The following is a 19463-nucleotide window of genomic DNA, read 5'->3' as shown; positions in this document are numbered from 1 at the left end:
CGTGATGGCCGAGGAAGAGACAACCGAGATTCCCGGTGAGCGCGCCGCAATATCGACCGGCCGGCGGCTCGACAACAATCCGATTCTGAAGCGCGGCGTCGTCGCTTTTGCGATCGTTGCCTTCGTCGCATTTGCACTTTGGTCGATGCGGGGCGAGGACAAGCCGGCCGACGGCGTCCAGCCGGAGCGCGTCGTCATCCGTCAGACGGCGGATTTCGAGCCGGCCAAGGAGCCGGTCCAGCCGGTGACGCCGGCGGCGGAAGTACAGCTTCCGACGCCGGTCGCCGCTGAACAGGCGCTGGCTGGGGACGACAAGCTGCTCGACGCGGCACGTCGCGCCCCGGTCATGGCCTATGGCGGTGAGAAGTCACCTCAAACCCGCCGGCCGGAAGAGGAGGCTGGCCCCGAGGCTCAATTGAACTATCTCCCGCTTGGAGCGAACCCCGCCGGCAATCTTGGCGGCGAGGGCGAAAACGAGGACCAGCGCTTCAACCGCATGCTGACGCCGACGCAACTGCAGGGATCGCGCGCCGGCACGCTCGGCAATCGCGATTTCATCGTCGCCATGGGCACGTCGATCCCGTGTGTTCTGGAGACCGCACTCTCCTCCGATCAGCCGGGCTTCACCAGCTGCGTCGTCAATCGGGACGTCCTTTCCGATAATGGCCGCGTCGTGCTGATGGAGAAGGGCACGCAGATTGTCGGTGAATATCGCGGTGGTCTTCGCCGCGGCCAGAAACGGCTGTTCGTCCTCTGGAACCGGGCGAAGACGCCGAAAGGGGTGATCATCACGCTCGCGTCGCCGGCAACCGACGCCCTCGGTCGGGCCGGCATCGACGGTTATGTCGACACGCATTGGTGGGAGCGGTTCGGCAGCGCCATCCTGCTGTCGATCGTCGGAGACGCGACCTCCTACGCCAACAGCCAATTGCAGGATAGCGGTGTCGAAGCCCAGAATACGACCAGCGCCGGCCAGCGGGCCGCGGCGATTGCCGTCGAGCAATCGATCAACATTCCGCCGACCCTCCTGAAACATCAGGGCGATCTCGTTTCGATCTTCGTCGCTCGCGATCTCGATTTCTCCGGCGTCTATCGGCTTCGCGTCACTGAACCGCGCAATCGGATCTATGACCGCGCCGTGCTTGGCGACTTCAGGCCGGCTTCGGCGCTTGTTTCGAAATAGGGTAGTCGATGACAGAAGCACCTGACACCGGTGTCGTGCGCGAGCTTCTCTCACCGCTGTCGCCGTTCCTGCGCGACAAGTCGCTGTTCGAAATCATCGTCAACTGGCCGGGCCAAGTGATTACCGAGGGGACGGCCGGCTGGCAGACCTATGAGCTGCCCGAGCTGTCATTCGACAGGCTGATGCGCCTTGCACGCGCCGTCGCAAGCTATTCGAACCAATCGATCGATGAAACCCGGCCGATCCTTTCGGCAACACTGCCCGGTGACGAACGCATTCAGATTGTCATTCCGCCGGCAACGACGAAGGGAACAGTCAGCCTGACCATCAGAAAGCCATCGTCGGTCTCGTTGAGCCTCGACGCGCTTGACCAAAAAGGGCTTTTCGCCGACGTCGCCAGAACGGAGATCGACGTCTCTCCTGCAGACCGAAAGCTTCTGGAGCTCTATCGAAGGGGCGCCTATCAGTCGTTCCTCAGAGAGGCGGTTTATCTGCGCAAGAATATCATCATCTCGGGCGCGACGGGGTCCGGCAAGACGACGCTCTCAAAGGCATTGATCCGTCATATCCCCTCGAGCGAACGCATTATTTCCATAGAGGACACGGCCGAACTGGTCATCCCGCAGACGAACCACGTCCGGCTGTTTTATTCCAAGGGCGGCCAGGGCCTGGCGAGGATCGGCGCGAAGGACCTGCTCGAATCCTGCCTGCGCATGCGGCCGGATCGCATCCTGCTGCAGGAGCTGCGTGACGGAACGGCTTTCTACTACATCCGCAATGTCAACTCCGGCCACCCAGGCTCGATCACGACGGTCCATGCCGACTCAGCTCGCCTTGCCTTCGAGCAGCTGACGTTGCTGGTCAAGGAATCGGAAGGCGGCGGTGACCTCGAACGGCATGACATCCGCGACATGCTGAAAATCGCCATTGACGTTATCGTGCAATGCAAGCGGATCGACGGACGGTTTCGGGTGAGTGAGATCTACTTCCGTGGCGCCGCGACGGACCTGGACCGCTCCTCGTCAATTCGGGCTTAAGGATAGGGATTGCGTACAGGAAGCTTGGAGAATCCTCGCGGTCTCGACCGTCAGTCCAATTGTGTTGCCTTCTCACGCAGGATCGCTGAAAATGCGCGGAGCCCTTGGTGGTCCAGTGCATCAATGAACTCGTGAACCGCCGGCGCCGTCTTGCGCAAATTCAACCGAGCACGCCTGATGCTGTCGATCAATGCGCTCGAAAAGGTGGAATGGAGGCCGACCAGAAAATTGTCCGGCGATGCTGAGGTCACGCCATGAGGCCGAAGGTCCGCGCCCGGGAAATCCTTGAGATTCCACGTGACGATCACGGAAGCCTTTCCGGCGATGGCTGCAGCTAAAACATGACGATCATCGGGATCCGGTAGAGAGAGGTCGGGGATGAGAATTCGGTGGTTGCCGACATCGGCATCGGGTAAAACTTCCTTCATCCGATCCCGGGTCGTTTCCAAACGTGGAGATGGGTATCTCGGGGGAGCCGATGGCCAGATTACGAATCCACTCGGCGTGGATATCGTCGGTCCAGCGTGCGTCGACGAGACCGTCGAAAGCACACTGGACTAAGACATTACGCAAATGGAAAGGGTAGAGGACGCAGGCATCATAGACCGCGACGGGCGGCTTAGAGGCCATGATTGACGATCAGATCCTCTGTGTCCTCGGCCAGCGCGTTGAGGCTTTTCTGGCGAGCGTCGAGCTTGGCCTTGAGCGCGAGAACATCCTTCAACTTGGCTCGGCGGTGCTTGCCGACATAGCGGAAGGGCAGATCGCCGCGATCCATGCGCAGCACCACGAGAGGACGTGAGATGCCGAGGATGGTGGAGGCGTCGGTCGGGCTCAATTCCTGATCTTCTGTTAGCACGGCAACACGCTCGCCGCGCAACAGATGATCGAGGAGTGCCTCGACAGGCGCGAGAGCCGAGGCTGGGAGAGAAAGGGTTTGAAGCTGTCCACCTTCGCGGCGAATCCGCAGTTCCAGGTGATCGCCCTCCGCCAGCTTTGGCATAGGCGCTACGGCCTTGCGGTCGCGATCCGACAATTCGGTAAAATGAAGAACATGGCTGGTCATGGCGGACACCTCTGACCATGTATATAGGGCAAGCCGCTCATAACTGCAATAACTGAAATACTCTCCGATCTTATCTCCGATTTCTGGGTGCCGTAGGAGCGCGCAGCAATGAGCTCGACCAGCCATTTGAAGCTTGGGTTGCCGCAAGACGCTCCGCTTTCGGTGTGATCGTGCAATGCAAGGCGGTCATCTCACCAACGCCCATGCAGAAAAATAGGGCCGCTGGAAAACCAGGGCCCTTTAAGGTGTGAAGGTCGATAACCTCCAGAGGGGAACAGTTGACGCGATGGCACTGGGAGGAAAACCATCAGCTGCATCAACTGGCGCCAATATGCACATATTTTGATCGTTTGGTAAACATTTATTGTGCAGTGCAGCTATGCTGAAAAAGCAGGAGGTCAAGCGGCGCGGCAAATGCTGGGTTCCGTCAGGGGCGTCTCAAAAACGGAACGCACGGGCGGGGGCAGTCGGTCCCGCCTTCCTACCGGCCGCTATGCTGAGGCTCCTGCGGCTGCCCTTCTTCCGCCCTTAGCGTGTCGAGAATTCCCGAAATCCCGCCTTTCGGCGGCGCTATGCTGATTTCTCCGATACTCTTCATTGTTCTTTTTGGAACCCGCCGTGCCGGCGGGCGCGAGATGGAAAGGGCGAGGGCGCAGCAGAGGGAGAGGAGGGAAGGGGGTTCGTGACGGGTCAGGAGGCTGGAGAGAGGCTCCGGCCGGCTCGTCATGGAGAAACGATATGGCACAGGCCAATCAGAAGATCACGCTCAATGTCGGGCGCGACATTCCCTTCGACAAACTCGTTTTGAGCCAGCAGAACGTCCGCAAGATCAAGGCCGGTGTCTCGATCGACGACCTGGCGGAGGACATCGCTCGCCGCGGGCTCTTGACCAGTCTCAATGTTCGCGCCGAAGTCGATGCCAAAGGCAACGAGACCGGCTTCTATCGCATTCCCGCTGGCGGCCGGCGCTATCGCGCGCTTGAACTGCTTGTCTCACGCAAACGCCTTGCGAAGACGACCGGCATCCCCTGCGTCGTCAGCAGGGGCGACACTCCCGAGGTCGAGGACTCCCTCGCAGAGAATGTCCAACGCGCCGACCTTCACCCGCTCGACCAGTACCGCGCTTTCCAGACCCTGCGCGAGCAGGGACTTGGCGAGGAGGAAATCGCCGCACGCTTCTTCGTCTCAGTGGCAACTGTCAGGCAGCGCCTCAGGCTGACGTCGGTTTCGCCGCGGCTGCTCGATCTTTATGCCGATGACGAGATGAAGCTTGAGCAGGTCATGGCCTTTTCCATCACCAATGACCATGTCCGGCAGGAGCAGGTGTGGGAGACGATCTCCCGCCAGCAGATCAGCGAACCCTATTATATCCGACGGCTCCTGACCGAGACGGCAATCCAGGCGGGCGACCGCCGCGCCGTCTATGTCGGCGTCGAGGCCTACGAGGCCGCCGGCGGCGTGGTGATGCGGGATCTCTTCGAACAGGACAGCGGCGGCTGGCTGCAGGATCCTGCTCTGCTAGAACAACTCGCGATCATGAAGCTGAACATCGACGCGGAGGCCCTGCAAGCCGAAGAGGGCTGGAAGTGGGTCGAGCCGGCGTTCGACTTCTCCTACGGCCATACCTCGGGACTTCGCCGCTTCTACGGCAAGCAGGCGGAAATGAGCGAAGAGGAACTCGCCCGGCATGATGCGCTGAAGGCTGAGTACGACAAGCTCGACGCGGAATATGCCGAAGCTCCGGCATATTCCGAGGAGACCGAGGGACGGCTCGAGGAGCTTGGCAATGAGCTCGACCGGCTCAACGATCGGCCTCACGTCTTCGATCCGGAAGAGGTTGCACGGGGTGGCGCCTACGTCTCGCTTGCCGCCAACGGCACGCTGAAGATCGAACGGGGCTTCGTCCGCCCGGAAGATGAGCCGCGGATCGAAGCCAACGGTGATGATGCGGCGGAGAGGGGCGGCGCTGTCGGCGGCGACGCTAGCGCATCGTCATCGGTCGGGGTTGTATCGGTCGATGGCAAGGCTGTCGCCAGCGATCAGGGCGAGGACGATGGCACGCTGCGGCCGCTCTCCGACCGGCTGATGCTTGACCTGACGGCAACGCGCACGGTGGCGCTTCGCAATGCGCTCGCCAATGATCCGGTCATCGCCTTCATCGCCGTCCTGCACGCGTTCGTGCTCAAGACCTTCTATCTCTATGGTTCGGACACGTGCCTGGAACTGACGCTGCAGAGCGCCAGGTTCAGCCAGACCGAAGGGCTCGGCGATACCGTCTGGGCCAAAGAGATCGAACAACGGCAGGAGGCATGGGGTCAGGATCTTCCGAAGAAGCCCGATGATCTCTGGAACTTCTTGCTCGGGCTCGACGAGGTCAGCCGGCTGGCGCTCTTTGCCCATTGCGCATCGCTATCGCTGAACGCGGTCATCGAGCCGTGGAACAAGCGCACGCGCGCGATCGCCCACGCCGATCAGGTCGCCCGCTCGATCGGCTTCGACATGGTTGGGGCCGGCTGGACGCTGACGGTCGACGCCTATCTCGGCAGGGTCACCAAGGCGCATATCCTGCAGGCCGTGCGTGAGGCGAAGGGCGAGCAATCGGCGCAGCTCATCGATCACCTCAAGAAAGCCGACATGGCGCGTGAGGCGGAGCGCCTGCTTGGCGGCAGCGGCTGGCTTCCCGAGCCGCTACGACTGGCGGTCGACGAGGCGTCGGCAATCAGTGCCGAAACAGCGGCGGATGACGGCACCGAAGGCACCGGCGACGACGCTCCGAGCGAAGATGAAGTTCCGGTCCTTCCTGCCTTTCTAACCGATGAGACGGCGGAGCCGAACGAGTCCGCCCCGCAGGAACATCTCGAAGCGGCCGAGTAGGCTCTGCTTCCGCCCAATCAAGCCCAGCTACATGCCGGGCTTCTGCGTTTTAGGAGCAGAGAGATGCCCGACTACACGATCGAAACGACCTATCACCTGCCGATTTCGCGCAAGCGCACTTATTCGGCTGACACCGCGGAAGCAGCATGCCATGCAGCCATCAAGGATGGTGACTGGGACGAGGCCAGAAACGATCACGAAACATCCGGCGAAACCCATGTCACCGGTATCTGGGAAGGAGCGGATGCCGCCTATCGCGGTTCGGCGATTTCCGTCCCTTCACAGTTTCGCGGGATGACCGAGCGCAAAATCGGGCATTTCGAAATCCTCCTCGGCATCCTGAAGATCGTGGTCAGTGACGCTCAGGCGGGACGCTCGACGTCGAGCGATTGGATGGCTAAAGCCCCCTGGGCAATTTCAAGAAGCGAGGCGATCCTCGCCGGCGCGCCCGATCCACACCGGTCCGTCGATCTTCCGAAACCTCATCATGTCCTGGCCGTCTTACGGGAGGACCGGGTGCGCGCCGCCATCGCCGCAATCCTCGAAGTCGATCACGATTTCGGCGGCCTGACCCCTGATGCGGTGACTGATGAGGAGATCCACGCCGCCTGCCTGACGGTCGTGACAGTAATGGACCTCGCGGATGAAACAGGCACGGCTGAATTTCAAGCGGGCATGGCGGCGCTCCGCCAGGCCCGCCGGCGCCGCAGCGTCTGAGCCACCGTCGCCTCCAGATTTCACGATCACAACGAAGGGGCTGGGCAGAGCGACGCTGCCCGGCCCTGCCTTTCAGCAACCACGCCCGGCCACCGCGTCAGGCTTCGGCTTTTCCAGGAGACAGCACATGAATACCATGATTTCGAACACCCGCCCGGTCTCATCCGGCTTCAAAGTCGACATATCACGCGGCGAGCGCATCGGCCGCGTCTCGTCGGAGTGGTTTTCGCGACCGGACGACGAGCGTTACCTATCCCTCGGCGAACTTTACGATGCGGTCAAGTCGCGTGCCGATCGCGCGCACGCCCGCACGGTGGAAAGCTCGGCGATCCGTGTCGAGGCCAGCCGCAATAATGCCGAGCGTCTCGAGCTCATCGTTCCCGGCGACCGACAGCCGATCGCGCCGACGCACTGGAGCTATGGTCAGCTCTGCAGCCTGGTCGGGGCGCCCGCCACCTATATGCGCCAGCTGCCGGCGCCACTCGCCGCGATCAATCTTCAGCATGGTCTGCTCAACCATCGCGCCGAACTGGTGAAGACGCTGGAGATGGACGACGGCCGCGTCGAGCTGCGGGCGGTGACTGGTCCCGAATACGGCAGGATCTGGGACCACGAGCTGGTGTCGGCGGTGATGAAGATCGCTGGCAATGGGACCGGCGACACGATCTGGAAGGTACCGGGCCTCCTCGACTGGACAAGCATGACGCACAATCCCTTCGTCGACATAACCAAGGACACGACGACGCTCTATGCTTCGGATCGTGATGTTTTCCTGTTTCTCGTCGACGACACCCATCCGATCGAGGTGGGACGCCTGCCGAATGGCGAACCGGATCTCTTCTTCCGTGGCTTCTACGCCTGGAACAGCGAAGTGGGATCGAAGAGCCTCGGCATTGCGTCCTTCTATCTTCGAGCGGTCTGCGCCAATCGCAATATCTGGGGTTCGGAGAATTTCGAGGAGATCAGTATCCGCCATTCGAAATTCGCAGCCGATCGCTTCGCTCACGAAGCGGCGCCGGCATTGACCAGCTTTGCCAACTCCTCGCCGACGCCCTTCGTGGCCGGCATCCGTGCCGCGCGTGAGCGGATCGTCGCCCGCAATGACGAGGATCGCCAGAGCTTCCTGCGCCGGCGCGGGTTCTCGAAGAGCGAGACCGGCAAAATCATCGAGACGGTTCTCTCGGAAGAGGGCCGCCCGCCGGAATCGATTTTCGATTTCGTCCAGGGGATCACAGCGTTGGCCCGTGACAAGACTAACCAGGACACGCGGCTGGAACTCGAAGGCAAGGCGAAGCGACTGCTGGAGAGTGCTTCCTGACGATTAAAGGGCTGCCGCCGGCGCGCCCTGCAAAATGCATCGATTTTCTCTGTGCGGCAGGCTCGTTACGGCAGGGCAGGCATATCGCCCTCGGAGATGCGCCAAATCCATGGCGTCATCTCCGGACGGGCTTCGATCATCGCTTCCAGCGCGGCTTCGTACTCGCTGTCGGCGCTCGCCGGCACGATGAACATGGCGGCCGGATGCGGGCGTTGCCCCGGCAGCGTCACAGATACGATCGGCTGCTCTCGGGAAAGGTTGAAGCGCAGGCCTTTGACGCTTTTGCGCCTTGAGCCCGACAGTCTTTCCAACAGGCGCTGCTCGTGAAGGCTTTCGAACGGAACCCAGTTTTCGTTTACGACCATCATTGCGACTTCTTCGACCGTGGCGATCCCGGCTCTGGAAATTCCGAACGTCGCGATCAGGATGAGATGGAATTCGTCGCTCGATCGCCATAGCTCGAGCTCGGTTTCGTATATGTCGCTCAGACGCTTCCATGTTCGTTGCTCGATCATAAAGGGGAAGGGCAGGTGGCGGACGACAATCTTCTCTCCGTCGCGCGCGGCACCGAACTCCTTGACCTCGGCCACTGCGATCATCAGCTGCCGCGGTCCTGATGCCGTTGCCTGGGCGCCGGCAAGTGCGGTAGCCCGCCGGGCAGCGATCGCCTCCTTATCCTCCTGGTGAAACACTTCCGGCACGAACAGGATATCGCTGAGCGGGCCGCCGCGCACCATCATCTGTCGCGCAGCATTGACCAGGCTGCTTCGAACCCGACCCCAGCCCCGTTTGCCCGTCCACAATGACGTCCACTCCGTCAGTTCCCCGACATCCCAGAGATAGTGAAGCATCGCCCGCAGCGACAGCTTGTTCGGTTCGTTGCGGACGGTCTCGGAAGATTCGCTCGCCGCGGGCGCTACCGTCCGGTTTCCTCGCTTCGACAGCGAAAAATCGAGCTTCAGGACCGCCGAACCCGTAGTCGCATCGAGTTGGATGGCATTTCCGATGAGAGGCCCGAGGCCTGACAGTTCGTAGGGCGGCTCATAGGATGGGCAGGCTGGATCATGGTCGCGTCCTGAAAGCGGCATTCGCTTGACAAGATATTGGCCGTCGGCCCGGGCGATGTACATCGGAACCGGTGGCTCCCTACATCGGCAGTGTGGCCTGAGCTTCTGTTCATAAGCGCGTGCGAGGAGCGGCTGGAAGTCGCTGGACGTTTCATCGAAAGTCTGTTCGCTTAGCAAAAATTGTCTCACCTCGTCTCTCGCTTCCTGGCTGGAGGCTAATCAACCCACAAGGACGAAGTGGCACAAACTCCGTTGATTATACTAATTCAAAATAATCAGTATAATGCAAGCAGTTTTGTGTTCCAGCGATGAATTCGCATCGGGAATTCACCTCGGCAGTTCTGAAAAGCTGGACTCCGTCCTTCGCTCTCGAAAGGGTTTCCTGTGAATTTGAGCACGACGATCGTGAGGGGACAGCCCATGTTATCCGCCTCGGAACTGGCGGGCCGTCTCGCGCAACATGCCGAGGCGGTCTGCCGTCATTACCTCTCTGCCGGCCGTCGGGCTGGCAATTACTGGATTGTCGGTGATGTCGCAAACAACGTGGGGCGATCGCTCTATGTCCAACTGACCGGCCCGCGCACCGGCAAATGGACCGACGCGGCGACCGGCCAGCATGGTGACCTGCTCGATCTCGTGCGCGAGAGCGGCGGGCTGATCGATTTCCGGGACGTCGCTGATGAAGTCGGGCATTTTCTCAGCCTTCCCCAACCTGAGCCTATGTCGTTCAGCAGGGATGGGGCTCGGGACCATCCGCCGGTCGCCAGACCGGCTGCCGAGCGGGCACGACGGCTCTTCCGCAAAACGGAGCCGCTTCTCGGCACGCTTGCCGACCATTACCTTCGCCAGCGTGGCATTCTGCGCGCCTCCGGGCACGTGGCACTTCGCTATCACCCATCGTGCTACTACCGGGATCTCGTCACCGGGAGGATGACCAGCTATCCCGCGCTCATCGCCGCCGTCACCGATGGCGCCGGCACGATCACCGGTGTGCATCGCACCTGGCTCGATGCAGAAGGTGATGGAAAAGCCAAGGTCGAGGATCCTCGCCGCGCCTTGGGCGGCCTGCTTGGCAATGCCGTGCGGTTCCGCATGTCGGTTGATATACCCATCAGGGTGATGGCGGCCGGCGAGGGGCTGGAGACCATGCTGTCGCTCTCGCATGTCATAGCCGGCATGCCGATGGCGGCGGCGCTGACCGCCAATCACCTCGCCGCCTTCCGGCTCCCGCCCGGATGCCGGCGCCTCTACATCGCCGCCGACGCGGATGCGGCCGGCCGGCACGCCATCGAGGGTTTGAGCCGGCGTGCCCAATCGCTTGGCATCCTGCCGCTGGTGCTTTCCCCTGAGCTCGGCGACTTCAACGACGATCTGCGCCGGCTCGGGCCGGACCGGCTGACGGCAAGCCTGCGGGCTCAGCTCGCTCCCGAAGACGCCATAGCTTTTCTGCCCGCGTGAGGCTGGCCGGAACGCGGAAGGATTGGGGTCGGCCGCTCCAACGCTTATCCAGCCCGGTCGGCGCGCCGCGAACCTGCCGAGTGGCGACCCTTACCACGCGGCGGCCAGCCTTCAGCGGGTCAGTCAGGTTTCTTCCCCTGCCGGACCGCGGAGCGGCCCGCCATTCCTCGCGGTAGCCAAGAAACCCGCCTTCACCGCCCGGCGCTTTGCTGGGCCGCGGCGCCCGGCGCCGCGGTTCCGGCCCGTCTCCGCGTGAACCGGGTTCGCCGTCAGGCCGCGAGAGGCGCGGCCACAAATGGATGGAGATCACCATGGACCTTTTCTTGTCCCCCGACGACGGCTTCGAACCGCACCACGCTTCCTCCCCGACCGATCGCTTCATCTATGAGATGCAGCTCTATGCCCACCGGCCTTTTCAGGACGAACCCGATCCGCGCCCGCTTCCCGAAGAGCCGGTTGTCCAGTCGTCGCTGACCGCGATCTTCGACGCCCTGTTCGAGATGCTCGGCGACACACGGCTGGAACCCGATCTCGAAGACCTGCTCTGGTCGATCCCCAATCTCTTCCACCGCGCCGGCGAACGCATCCAGCGCGAGCTCGAACGCAACGAGGAGGCGCAACGCACCGGCCAGCGCGAACAGGATGGCTCGGAGGTCAAGAGCGTCGAGCTCGAACGCCACGTCGCCGAGGGCATCACGCTGCTGGAGCGTCGCAACGCCTTCGAGTTCATGCGCGATTTTTCCGCCGACCTGTTCGAGGCGCAGACCGGATCGTCGTGGCGCCCGCGTACCGGCTCGAAAGTCAACCACGCCAACATGACCGCCGCCATGATTGACTCCAGAGATTTCCTCTCCGCTCGCCGCCGCGCCGAGACAGAGGTCCTGATGCCGGCTGGCACCAAGATCGCCTTCTCCGGCGGCATGGATTACAACGACCATGAGCGCATTTGGGCAAAGCTCGACCAGGCCCATGCCAAGCATCCGGATATGCTCCTGCTACACGGCGGTTCGCCCAGGGGCGCCGAGCGCATCGCCGCCTGCTGGGCGGAAGCGCGTAAGGTGACGCAGATCGCCTTCAAGCCGAATTGGACGAAGCACGCCAAGGCAGCCCCCTTCCGCCGCAACGACGAGATGCTGTCGGTCATGCCGGCAGGCATCATCGTCTTCCCCGGCTCCGGCATAACAGGTAATCTGGCCGATAAGGCTCGCCGTCTCGGCATTCCGGTCTGGCAGGTGACGGGAGATGGCGCGTGAGCGCCATTGCTCCTATTCACGGAGAACCCAGAAAGCTTGCATTTCGGCGAAGTTGTGTACACAATTTCGCCGAAGCATGGAGCCTTTCAAATGTCTGAACCCCGACCGAACACATCATCTCCCCGCCGTGTGGGCGTGCGGGAGTTTCGCGGCAATCTGACATCCTTCCTGAAGCAGGTTCAGGAAGGGCAAAGGTTCGTTTTGATGTCCCATCATACGGTCGTCGCCGAAATCGGCCCTCCGTCAGCCGATGTGGCCGTGCGCAAGCCCGGCGCTTTGCGCGGCAAGATTAGAATTTCCGACGATTTCGACAGCCTGCCCGCAGACGTCCTGAAGGCGATGGAAGACGGGACGTGAGGCTTCTGCTCGATACGCATGCGTTGTTGTGGTGGCTGGATGACGACGATAGGCTGGGCGGTCATATGCGCAGCCTCATTGCCGATCCTGAAAACGACGTGCTCGTAAGCGGTGTCTCCCTCTAAAAAGCGTGTCGCATTTAATCTGCCTCATAGCCTGCAGCTTTGAAGAAGTTTCGGCATTCGGTGATGGAGAAGAGGCCGATGATTTCGCCGAGCGCCTTGGAGATGGCATCGAAGCTGCGGGCAGCGCGTTTTCGCAATAAGGTTTTGAGCTTGGAAAAGGCCATCTCGATCGGGTTGAGATCGGGCGAGTAAGTGGGCAGGAACAATAGCCATGCGCCCTTGGCCTTGACCAATTGTTCGGCCCGCTCGCTCTTATGGAAGGCGACATTATCCAGAATGACGATATCGCCTTTCGACAAGGTCGGCGCGAGCTGCGTTTCGACCCAGGTCTCGAAGCTGCGCCGGTTCATCGGTGCATTGACGATCCACGGCGCGACCAGGCCATGACACCTGAGGCCAGCGATAAAGGTTTGGGTCTTCCATTGGCCGAAGGGCGAATAGGTATAATAGCGCCGGCCTTTCGGGGACCAGCCGGTACGCTTGGTCAATTTGGTATTGGTCGAAGTCTCATCGATAAAGATCAAGCGGGGCAACGCCTTGCGGAAGAAGCGCATGCGCCGATGGATCCACAGCTCACGCGTCTTGGCGATATCTGGCCGCAACTGCTCGCTTGCCCTGAGGCTTTTTTTATTGCTCAGTCCAAGCTGCTTGAGAAATCGACCGACCGTAGCGCGGTGGACCGCGACACCCCGCTCGCCCAGTTCAACACACAGCTCATCAAGCGTGAGATCACCGTTTTGTGCCAGGCGAGCAGAAAGCCATTCGCTGTGCTCCGTCAACTTGCCGCCTGGCGGGTGGCCCTGCTTGGGCGGCTCAAGCGAGCCGCAGGATTGATCCAGGATGATCATGTTGTTGACGAAGCGCGGTGATACCCGGAAATGCCGTGCCGCCTCACGATGGCTATGGCCTTCCTTCACAAACGCAACCACACGCACACGCAATTCGATCGGATGCGGCTTGCCCATGACACATCTCCTTCCACCGCAGAAGGGAATCACAACTTAGCCGTCAAGGGAATCCCGAATCCGGTAAAACGCGACATGCTCTAGGAAATCACAGTGAAGGCGCGGATCGGCAAGCTCGATGCAGACGTAGACGAGATTCTTGAGGTGTTGCCGGGTCAAGGGTTCGACAGGCTCGATATCGCCGATGAACATCTGATCGAACTCGGAAAGCTTCCTTTCCATCATAGGGATCCCTTCGATCACCTTTTCATGGCGCAGGCGGTCGCGGAAGGAGCGCATTTCGTTTCAGAGGATCAGAATGTGCCGCTTTACGGTGTTGCATTCCTGACCTGTTCGGATCCCTCAATTTCGCCGGCGCCGCCTGAGGCATAAATTGCGGTGATTGCCTTGAGATGCGCAGGGTGTGAGCGCATCCGGTTTTGTCCGGACTGGGCTCTATTCCGTCGGCGTTGCCGGCTCCACGATGCCTACGGGCGCCGTCCTCGCGCCTTGCGGCGTGACGATCCCTTGCGCGGCGCGTGCTGCGCTTGCGTGTCGATAGCCGCGGCGCAGTTTGCGGCCGGCCATGCGCTCACCGGCTGCGGCTGCTTCCACTGGCGTATCGAACAGTTCCACCTTCTGCCGCCCCTCGGTCCCGATCCGGCCCCAATTGCGCACCAGCGAGCTACCTCCGAACAATGTCGGCTGGATCGACAGACGATAGAAGCGCGCCATGTTCAGCGTCGGGTCGATCCGGTAGAACAGCGTGATCTCGGCCTTTGTATCCATGATCGGATCTTGCGCGTTCACCGTATGGCCGTCCAACGAGTTTCCTGAATCAATCACGGTGGATCGATTCACATCAGTGATGCTTCTTGGCGCTCGACGGCCTTTCAACCGTGCCCGCCTCCGGCAACGATTATCGACGGGACCTGCGGGGCAAACTGGCGATCGTGCTCACGACAGATTGCCGGCGGAGATAGGCATAGGTGTATCGTATCAGCGGAATCGCGGCAGAGATCGGGGACCCGGGGATCCTGGCATCGATACGACCGGATAGCCACGGGCAACTGTCTTCGGTCGCGGTTCAGGACCATTCCCGTTCTCTTATGTCGCCTTTCTAATGGCCCGGCCGCCATCAACGTCAACCCGCAAGGGGTTCCCCTTCGCTCTCGCTCCGGTGACGCCTGCGGCTCGGCCCCTTCTTCGGGCGCCATCGGGAATGGTCCCGAGCAACCGAAGGAGACATACCATGGCCACCACGATCGCAACCCTTACCGCCAAGACCGACGGCAGCCTCGAAGGCATCTTTGCGACTATCCGGGTGAACGCGCCGATCGCCATCGTCCCGAACGCCAGCAAGACAAGCGAGGAGGCACCCGACTACCGCATCATTCACCGCAAGACCGGCTTCGAAATCGGAGCGGCGTGGAACCGGATCGCTCGCCAGACTGGCGAGGAATACCTCTCGGTGAAACTGGAGGCGCCCGAGATCGGCGTGATCTTCGGCAACGTCGCTCAGGCTCCCGGCGGCGACCCCGGCAAGAAGGTCATTCTTTGGAACAGCCCGAACTGATTGGGACGGTCGGCCCCGGCTGCGGGGCTGGCCCCTCCTGGAGAAGTCGAGCTGGCAACGGGCATCGAGCCTGTTGCCAGCTTTTTTGGTGCCACACGAGAGGGGAAGTCTGCTCAGTCCGTCCGAGGGTGCCATGGCGGCATGAAGGCCTCAAGGACGAGCGGTTCCCCCAATTTTGCCACCGCTTCGGTTCCCTCCGCTTCGACAAAATCGGCTCCCCCACTCGCCGGCTCCGCCGGTCGCGTTCCGCGATCCTTGACCCCTCCATCCCGCCATGACCGCGGGCGTCGTTTTCACAACGTCAAGGAGACGACAATGACCATTTGCATCGACGAAGTCATCGAGCTGCTGCGCGCCGAACTCGGGAATGCCGATCCTGCCGAGCGCCGGCAGATCGAGAGCGAGCTCGAGCTGGCGCTGGCCGAACGGGAAGTCATCGAGGCCGAACAGGATGGCCGCATCGACGCCGAGCCTCCGTTCTGACGGAGGCTTATCGCCACATCCATGCGCCTGACCGCCGGATCGACCGGCCGTCCCGGCGGTCAGGGATTTCATCCCTCGACACTCCCGCCGGCTCGCGCCGGAAACGGTCGCGGCCCCTGCGGGGCCGCGGGTCTCTTCTCTTTCTTCCATCCTATTTTACTCCAGCAAATCCGGCGTCAAGGACGGCGCGGTCTCCCCCAATTTTTCCGCCGCTGCATTGCACTTCGCTTCCCGAAAAAATCGATTCCCCCGCTTGCGAGCCGCGGTCCGCGGTCCTTGACCCCTCTTTGCAACTGAGTGGCCGGTCTCCGTCATCAACGAAGGAGATCAGACTGTGACAACCGATCAAAACCTCATGCTCTACACCAAGCTTGCCGGCTTCCGGCTCATAGTCCTCGCCAATCGCTTCGGCTGCGACAGCGAATTCTCGCGAAAGCTACATGATCGTCTGATTGAAGGACTCGACGCGGCGATTGCGCGGATCCGGGTCATCATGGAATTGGGGCGAAGCGTTTTCGCCGGCGAAGATGAGTTCGCCGCCTATCGGCTGGAGGGTGAGACCGAGATTTTCACTCGCCTCTGCATCAATCTGCTGAACACGCTCGAATTCGATTTCGACACGTTTGAATACCGCATCAATGGCAGCAGCTGGATCATCGTAGTGGCGGCGGATGATGACGGTGTCGAAGTCAACTATCCGGAACTGGTCGCGCTGTCCGAGGAGGAGCTGGGCTCGCTGGAGCCGATCATAAAGGACATCACGCAGGAAACGGGAATTCCGGTCCACGCAGCACGCGCCGTCCAATCCTTGGCATAAAGCAGTTCAGATACTGAGGGGCGGCGGGCCACCGCCTCTCGAATGACGGCTCTTCGGATGACGCCTTGATCTTCATCAAACAGATTTGACGAAGCGGTTTGCCTTGGCCGCCGCATCCATATCCTTGCGACGGAAATAGATCGCCCGTCCGCAGCGGATCGGGCTGTGGCCTTGCACGATGATGATCTGTTCGTCCTTGCGCATCGACTGGGTGATCTCGTGCGGCATGATCAGCGGCCGGCGCTGGTAGTTGAGGCTCTCGGATTTGCGCGTACCGCCGTTCCTGCTGTCCAAGCCGAGATTGCGGGAACTGGCCTTCACCTCGACCGTCATCTCGCCGCACTGCGCCGAGACATTGCGCGCCGTGTCGAGCGCCTTGATCGCAGCGTAGCTCGCAAAGGCGCAGCCGTCGATCCAGGAGGTAGCGCCGTCCCTGCCGAAGTGCCGTTCCAGCTGCCCGACCGATTGGTACATCAGCATCATGCTGATGCCGTACTTGCGGCCGCGGTCGCGCGCCTCCTCGAGAACGCGCATGTAGCCGAGCAGATCGACTTCATCGAGCATGAACAACGCCCGGCGCGTGAAGGCGCCATCGGCCTGCGTCATGGCGTTGATCAACGAGCCGATGATGACGCGCCCGATCCCGGGATAGGAGCGCAGGATCGATGCGGGGATGTTGAGAAACACGTCCTTTCTGCCGCTGACGATATCGCTCGGTTTGAAGGCATTGCCGCAGACGAGCGCGGCATAGCTGTCGAGTGACAGCCACTGCGTATCCTTCGATGCGGTCGAATAGACGCCGCTAAAGGTCTGCTCGGTCATGTTGGTGAAGACACCAAGCGTTTCGCGGATGAAGGCCGTTTCGGAATGTTCCTGGATGTCGCGCAGCATCGCAAGCACGGACGGCTCGGGCTCGGACACGATCTGCCTCAAGCTGCGCAAGTTCCGCCGGCCGATATATTCCGGCGCCAGCATGACATGGGCGAGCAGCCCGGTCAGGAGATTGTGCGCCTGAGACTGGAAATACGAACCCGTGGAGGATTCGAAACGCAGGCTTTCTGACAACAGCATGTGCGCCATGCCGACGATGTCCTCCTCCTTTTGCCTGGACGTTTCAATGCCAGCCAGCACGTTGAAACCCACGATAGGGTTCGTCGGATCGAGCACCATGACCTCGCGGTTAAGCGCGCGCATGCGGTGTTCCACGACCATCGGCGCGACTTCGGTGGATGGGTCGAGGCAGATCAGCGGCCCAGTATAACGCAGCGCCGTCGGCACGACGTTGCTGGTCGTCTTGTAGCCGCCCGATCCCGCGAAAAACAGCATATGGGTCGAGTCGAAGTCCTGGCGGTAGGTGAGCAGTGCCGCCTTGCCGCCCTGACCCCACGTGGTCCGATCGACGGGATCGAAGGGCAGCTCATGGACGATGTCCTTGTCGACGCGATTGCGCTCGCCAACGACGATCTCGCCATCCGGCGGAAACAGCTTTGCAGCCGCCGACATCGACAGCCAGTCGGCGTCCCCGAAGGTTCCGCGCCGGGCGCGCTTCACCGGTTCGGGCACGACGACGGAGATGCGCGCGGCGACCGCCGAAATCATGAAGCCGGTAAGCGCTCCGATCACAACGACGATGTCGAGATAAGCGAGCGCGTGATCCCACGTGACGATGCCGCGCTCGACCGCCGGGGCCAGGCGGCCGAATTCCCGCAGCGCATAGAAGCCGGCAACGCCCATGAAGCACAGCAGGCTTGCCATGGCGACGGGTCGTCGCTGGTGCAACGGCAAAGCCCAGACAGTCAACAGCCCTGCCGCCGATCCAAGCAGGAGCGCCGGCGCCGGCGCGGAGCGCAGGAACCAGTATTCGGTTCTGCCCGACAGTCCGGCGGCCAACGCCTGCCACCGCGAGCCGATGATAGCGAGGGTGATGGCGGTAACGACGATCGGCACGAGAACGAGCAGCAGGCTCGGATGCAGTTTCCGTCTCACGGCCATTCCGCCATCTCCTCTATGCGCGCAGGAAGGTCATTCGGCCGAGAAGCCTTGAACGCCTCTTCGCCCAGATCGCGTAGCCGACGATGCTCGGGCGAGCCCGGCATCAGCCGTGCCAGTTCGATGAGCCCACCGAGCAGAAACGCCCGGTCGGCCTTGGACAGTCCGGCCTTGACGACGAGTCCGCCGAGCAGGAATTTCTCGCGCGCATCGCGCTTGCGGTCAGCCGTCATGTGAAGCCGCCGGCGGCGTTCCAGCGCCACTATTTGCCGGTCGACGCGCCTGAGGAGGTGCGCTGCTGCTCCCCTTCTTGCCCTCCGTGCGAAATCGCCCCGCGATCTCTTCGAAGATCCGGTCGACCTCCTCGTCGGCGATCTCCATCTCCGCCAGCCCGGATTTGGTCGCGGCGCGGGCAAAGCGCTCGGCCGATTTGACGATCAGAGATCGCCGGCGTTCGCGGAGTTTCTCGATCTGCGCATCGAGATCCGAAATCGATGATTTGGCGGCCATGGGTGATTTCCCTTTCTCAAAACAACCCCAACGCGGTGATTATACTAACTAGAATAAGATAGGAAAATAGGCTATTTTGCAAGCGCCACAAACGTCGCAGACGAAACTCCTGGCCGTGACCCGTCTTCCGGAAAGGCGGCATCGGCCCTGTCAGGCCGATCGGTTTGAGGGCGCAATATACGTCGCTGGCGCGACGTGCTTGGACGATGCGGAGACATCAGTGGTGATCATGTTCGTCAGAGCGCAGGTGATCAGCAGGGGAACCGGGCGCAACATCGTCGCGGCCGCCGCCTATCGCCACCGCGCCCGGATGATGGACGAGCAGGCCGGCACGTCGTTCAGCTATCGGGGCGGGGCTTCCGAACTCGTGCATGAGGAGCTGGCCCTCCCGGAGCAGACGCCTGCCTGGCTGAGGGCGGCGATTGCCGGCCATTCGGTCGCCGGCGCCAGCGAGGCGCTTTGGAATGCGGTCGATGCCTTCGAGACGCGGGCGGATGCGCAGCTTGCCCGTGAGTTGATCATCGCGCTGCCGGAAGAGCTGTCGCGAGCCGAGAACGTCGCGCTGGTGCGCGACTTTGTCCGCGACAATCTGACTGCGAAAGGAATGATTGCAGACTGGGTTTATCACGACAAGGACGGCAACCCGCATATCCACCTGATGACGACGCTGCGGCCGCTGACCGAGGAGG

At 61.7% G+C, this 19463-nt stretch carries 20 protein-coding genes and 2 pseudogenes; 14 read left to right on the top strand and 8 right to left on the bottom strand.

The genetic code is table 11. From position 1 onward, the window contains the following. Positions 1 to 4: 4 nt before the first annotated feature. Both virB10 and virB11 read left to right on the top strand, forming a co-directional pair. Positions 5 to 1183, top strand: a complete 1179-nt coding sequence (virB10, locus tag CO655_RS30390) for a type IV secretion system protein VirB10 (RefSeq protein ID WP_097667751.1) — start codon at positions 5 to 7, stop codon at positions 1181 to 1183. Between the two features lie 8 nt (positions 1184 to 1191). Then, complete coding sequence (gene virB11, locus CO655_RS30385; protein WP_097667750.1) at positions 1192 to 2220, top strand: P-type DNA transfer ATPase VirB11; 1029 nt, start codon at positions 1192 to 1194, stop codon at positions 2218 to 2220. Positions 2221 to 2270: 50 nt separating this feature from the next. Here the strand turns inward: virB11 and CO655_RS30380 are convergent, their stop codons facing one another. Both CO655_RS30380 and CO655_RS30375 read right to left on the bottom strand, forming a co-directional pair. Continuing rightward, positions 2271 to 2648 (bottom strand): PIN domain-containing protein, encoded by a 378-nt coding sequence (locus tag CO655_RS30380; protein ID WP_245423965.1) that lies wholly within the window; start codon positions 2646 to 2648, stop codon positions 2271 to 2273. A 191-nt stretch (positions 2649 to 2839) separates the two neighbouring features. After that, on the bottom strand, positions 2840 to 3286 hold the full coding sequence (locus CO655_RS30375) for an excisionase (protein WP_097667749.1): 447 nt from the start codon (positions 3284 to 3286) through the stop codon (positions 2840 to 2842). A 738-nt stretch (positions 3287 to 4024) separates the two neighbouring features. Here CO655_RS30375 and CO655_RS30370 point away from each other — a divergent pair. From CO655_RS30370 to CO655_RS30360, 3 genes are all read left to right on the top strand, one after another. Continuing rightward, positions 4025 to 6160, top strand: coding sequence for a ParB/RepB/Spo0J family partition protein (locus tag CO655_RS30370; RefSeq protein ID WP_097667748.1), 2136 nt, complete (start codon positions 4025 to 4027; stop codon positions 6158 to 6160). A 63-nt stretch (positions 6161 to 6223) separates the two neighbouring features. Further along, positions 6224 to 6877, top strand: a complete 654-nt coding sequence (locus CO655_RS30365) for a hypothetical protein (protein WP_097667747.1) — start codon at positions 6224 to 6226, stop codon at positions 6875 to 6877. Positions 6878 to 7004: 127 nt separating this feature from the next. Then, positions 7005 to 8195: a DUF932 domain-containing protein gene (locus tag CO655_RS30360; protein WP_097667746.1), complete on the top strand. Its 1191-nt coding sequence runs from the start codon at positions 7005 to 7007 to the stop codon at positions 8193 to 8195. 65 nt (positions 8196 to 8260) lie between these two features. Here the strand turns inward: CO655_RS30360 and CO655_RS30355 are convergent, their stop codons facing one another. Further along, entirely contained in the window at positions 8261 to 9451 is a 1191-nt protein-coding gene (locus CO655_RS30355) for a DUF1173 domain-containing protein (protein ID WP_097667745.1), read from the bottom strand. Between the two features lie 231 nt (positions 9452 to 9682). Between CO655_RS30355 and CO655_RS30350 the strand changes: the two genes are divergently transcribed. From CO655_RS30350 to CO655_RS34530, 4 genes and pseudogenes are all read left to right on the top strand, one after another. Next, entirely contained in the window at positions 9683 to 10720 is a 1038-nt protein-coding gene (locus CO655_RS30350; protein WP_097667744.1) for a toprim domain-containing protein, read from the top strand. Positions 10721 to 11031: 311 nt separating this feature from the next. Beyond that, positions 11032 to 11973, top strand: a complete 942-nt coding sequence (locus CO655_RS30345; protein WP_097667743.1) for a DUF2493 domain-containing protein — start codon at positions 11032 to 11034, stop codon at positions 11971 to 11973. Positions 11974 to 12063: 90 nt separating this feature from the next. Then, positions 12064 to 12330 carry an antitoxin of toxin-antitoxin stability system gene (locus CO655_RS30340; RefSeq protein ID WP_097667767.1) on the top strand — a complete coding sequence of 89 codons (267 nt, stop codon included), beginning with the start codon at positions 12064 to 12066 and terminating at the stop codon, positions 12328 to 12330. Next, positions 12327 to 12452 (top strand): annotated as a pseudogene (locus tag CO655_RS34530) (type II toxin-antitoxin system VapC family toxin); the annotation flags it as partial. The gene CO655_RS30340 and the pseudogene CO655_RS34530, both read left to right, overlap by 4 nt. A gap of 17 nt (positions 12453 to 12469) precedes the next feature. On the opposite strand, the gene CO655_RS30330 reads toward CO655_RS34530, so the two are convergent. Beyond that, positions 12470 to 13420: an IS630 family transposase gene (locus tag CO655_RS30330; protein ID WP_097667742.1), complete on the bottom strand. Its 951-nt coding sequence runs from the start codon at positions 13418 to 13420 to the stop codon at positions 12470 to 12472. 78 nt (positions 13421 to 13498) lie between these two features. Here CO655_RS30330 and CO655_RS34805 point away from each other — a divergent pair. Next, positions 13499 to 13792: pseudogene (locus CO655_RS34805) on the top strand (type II toxin-antitoxin system VapC family toxin); the annotation flags it as partial. Between the two features lie 63 nt (positions 13793 to 13855). Here the strand turns inward: CO655_RS34805 and CO655_RS30320 are convergent. Beyond that, positions 13856 to 14224, bottom strand: coding sequence for a WGR domain-containing protein (locus CO655_RS30320; RefSeq protein ID WP_097667740.1), 369 nt, complete (start codon positions 14222 to 14224; stop codon positions 13856 to 13858). A gap of 427 nt (positions 14225 to 14651) precedes the next feature. Between CO655_RS30320 and CO655_RS30315 the strand changes: the two genes are divergently transcribed. From CO655_RS30315 to CO655_RS30305, 3 genes are all read left to right on the top strand, one after another. Further along, complete coding sequence (locus CO655_RS30315) at positions 14652 to 14975, top strand: DUF736 family protein (RefSeq protein ID WP_097667739.1); 324 nt, start codon at positions 14652 to 14654, stop codon at positions 14973 to 14975. A gap of 315 nt (positions 14976 to 15290) precedes the next feature. After that, positions 15291 to 15458, top strand: coding sequence for a hypothetical protein (locus CO655_RS34050; RefSeq protein ID WP_176539336.1), 168 nt, complete (start codon positions 15291 to 15293; stop codon positions 15456 to 15458). 334 nt (positions 15459 to 15792) lie between these two features. Continuing rightward, positions 15793 to 16275 carry a hypothetical protein gene (locus tag CO655_RS30305; RefSeq protein ID WP_097667738.1) on the top strand — a complete coding sequence of 161 codons (483 nt, stop codon included), beginning with the start codon at positions 15793 to 15795 and terminating at the stop codon, positions 16273 to 16275. Positions 16276 to 16350: 75 nt separating this feature from the next. Here the strand turns inward: CO655_RS30305 and traG are convergent, their stop codons facing one another. Genes traG through CO655_RS30290 form a run of 3 tightly spaced genes read right to left on the bottom strand, consistent with a single transcriptional unit; the run spans position 16351 to position 18774 of the window. Continuing rightward, a complete protein-coding gene (traG, locus tag CO655_RS30300; RefSeq protein WP_097667737.1) occupies positions 16351 to 18267 on the bottom strand; it encodes a Ti-type conjugative transfer system protein TraG in 1917 nt (638 codons plus the stop codon). Then, positions 18258 to 18497: a conjugal transfer protein TraD gene (locus CO655_RS30295; RefSeq protein ID WP_097667736.1), complete on the bottom strand. Its 240-nt coding sequence runs from the start codon at positions 18495 to 18497 to the stop codon at positions 18258 to 18260. Before CO655_RS30295 ends, traG begins: the two co-directional genes overlap by 10 nt. Then, positions 18487 to 18774 (bottom strand): TraC family protein, encoded by a 288-nt coding sequence (locus CO655_RS30290; RefSeq protein WP_097667735.1) that lies wholly within the window; start codon positions 18772 to 18774, stop codon positions 18487 to 18489. The genes CO655_RS30295 and CO655_RS30290 overlap by 11 nt, the downstream gene beginning before the upstream one ends. A gap of 220 nt (positions 18775 to 18994) precedes the next feature. On the opposite strand from CO655_RS30290, the gene CO655_RS30285 reads away from it, so the two are divergent. Next, positions 18995 to 19463 (top strand): MobA/MobL family protein (locus CO655_RS30285; RefSeq protein ID WP_176539335.1); only part of this gene is annotated, 469 nt, incomplete at its 3' end.

It is taken from the genome of Rhizobium sp. M1 (genome assembly GCF_002531805.1).
GTDB classification, from domain to species: Bacteria; Pseudomonadota; Alphaproteobacteria; order Rhizobiales; family Rhizobiaceae; genus Rhizobium; species Rhizobium etli_C.
Note: the sequence above shows the minus strand (reverse complement) of the source record. Positions and strands in the feature narration are given on the sequence as shown.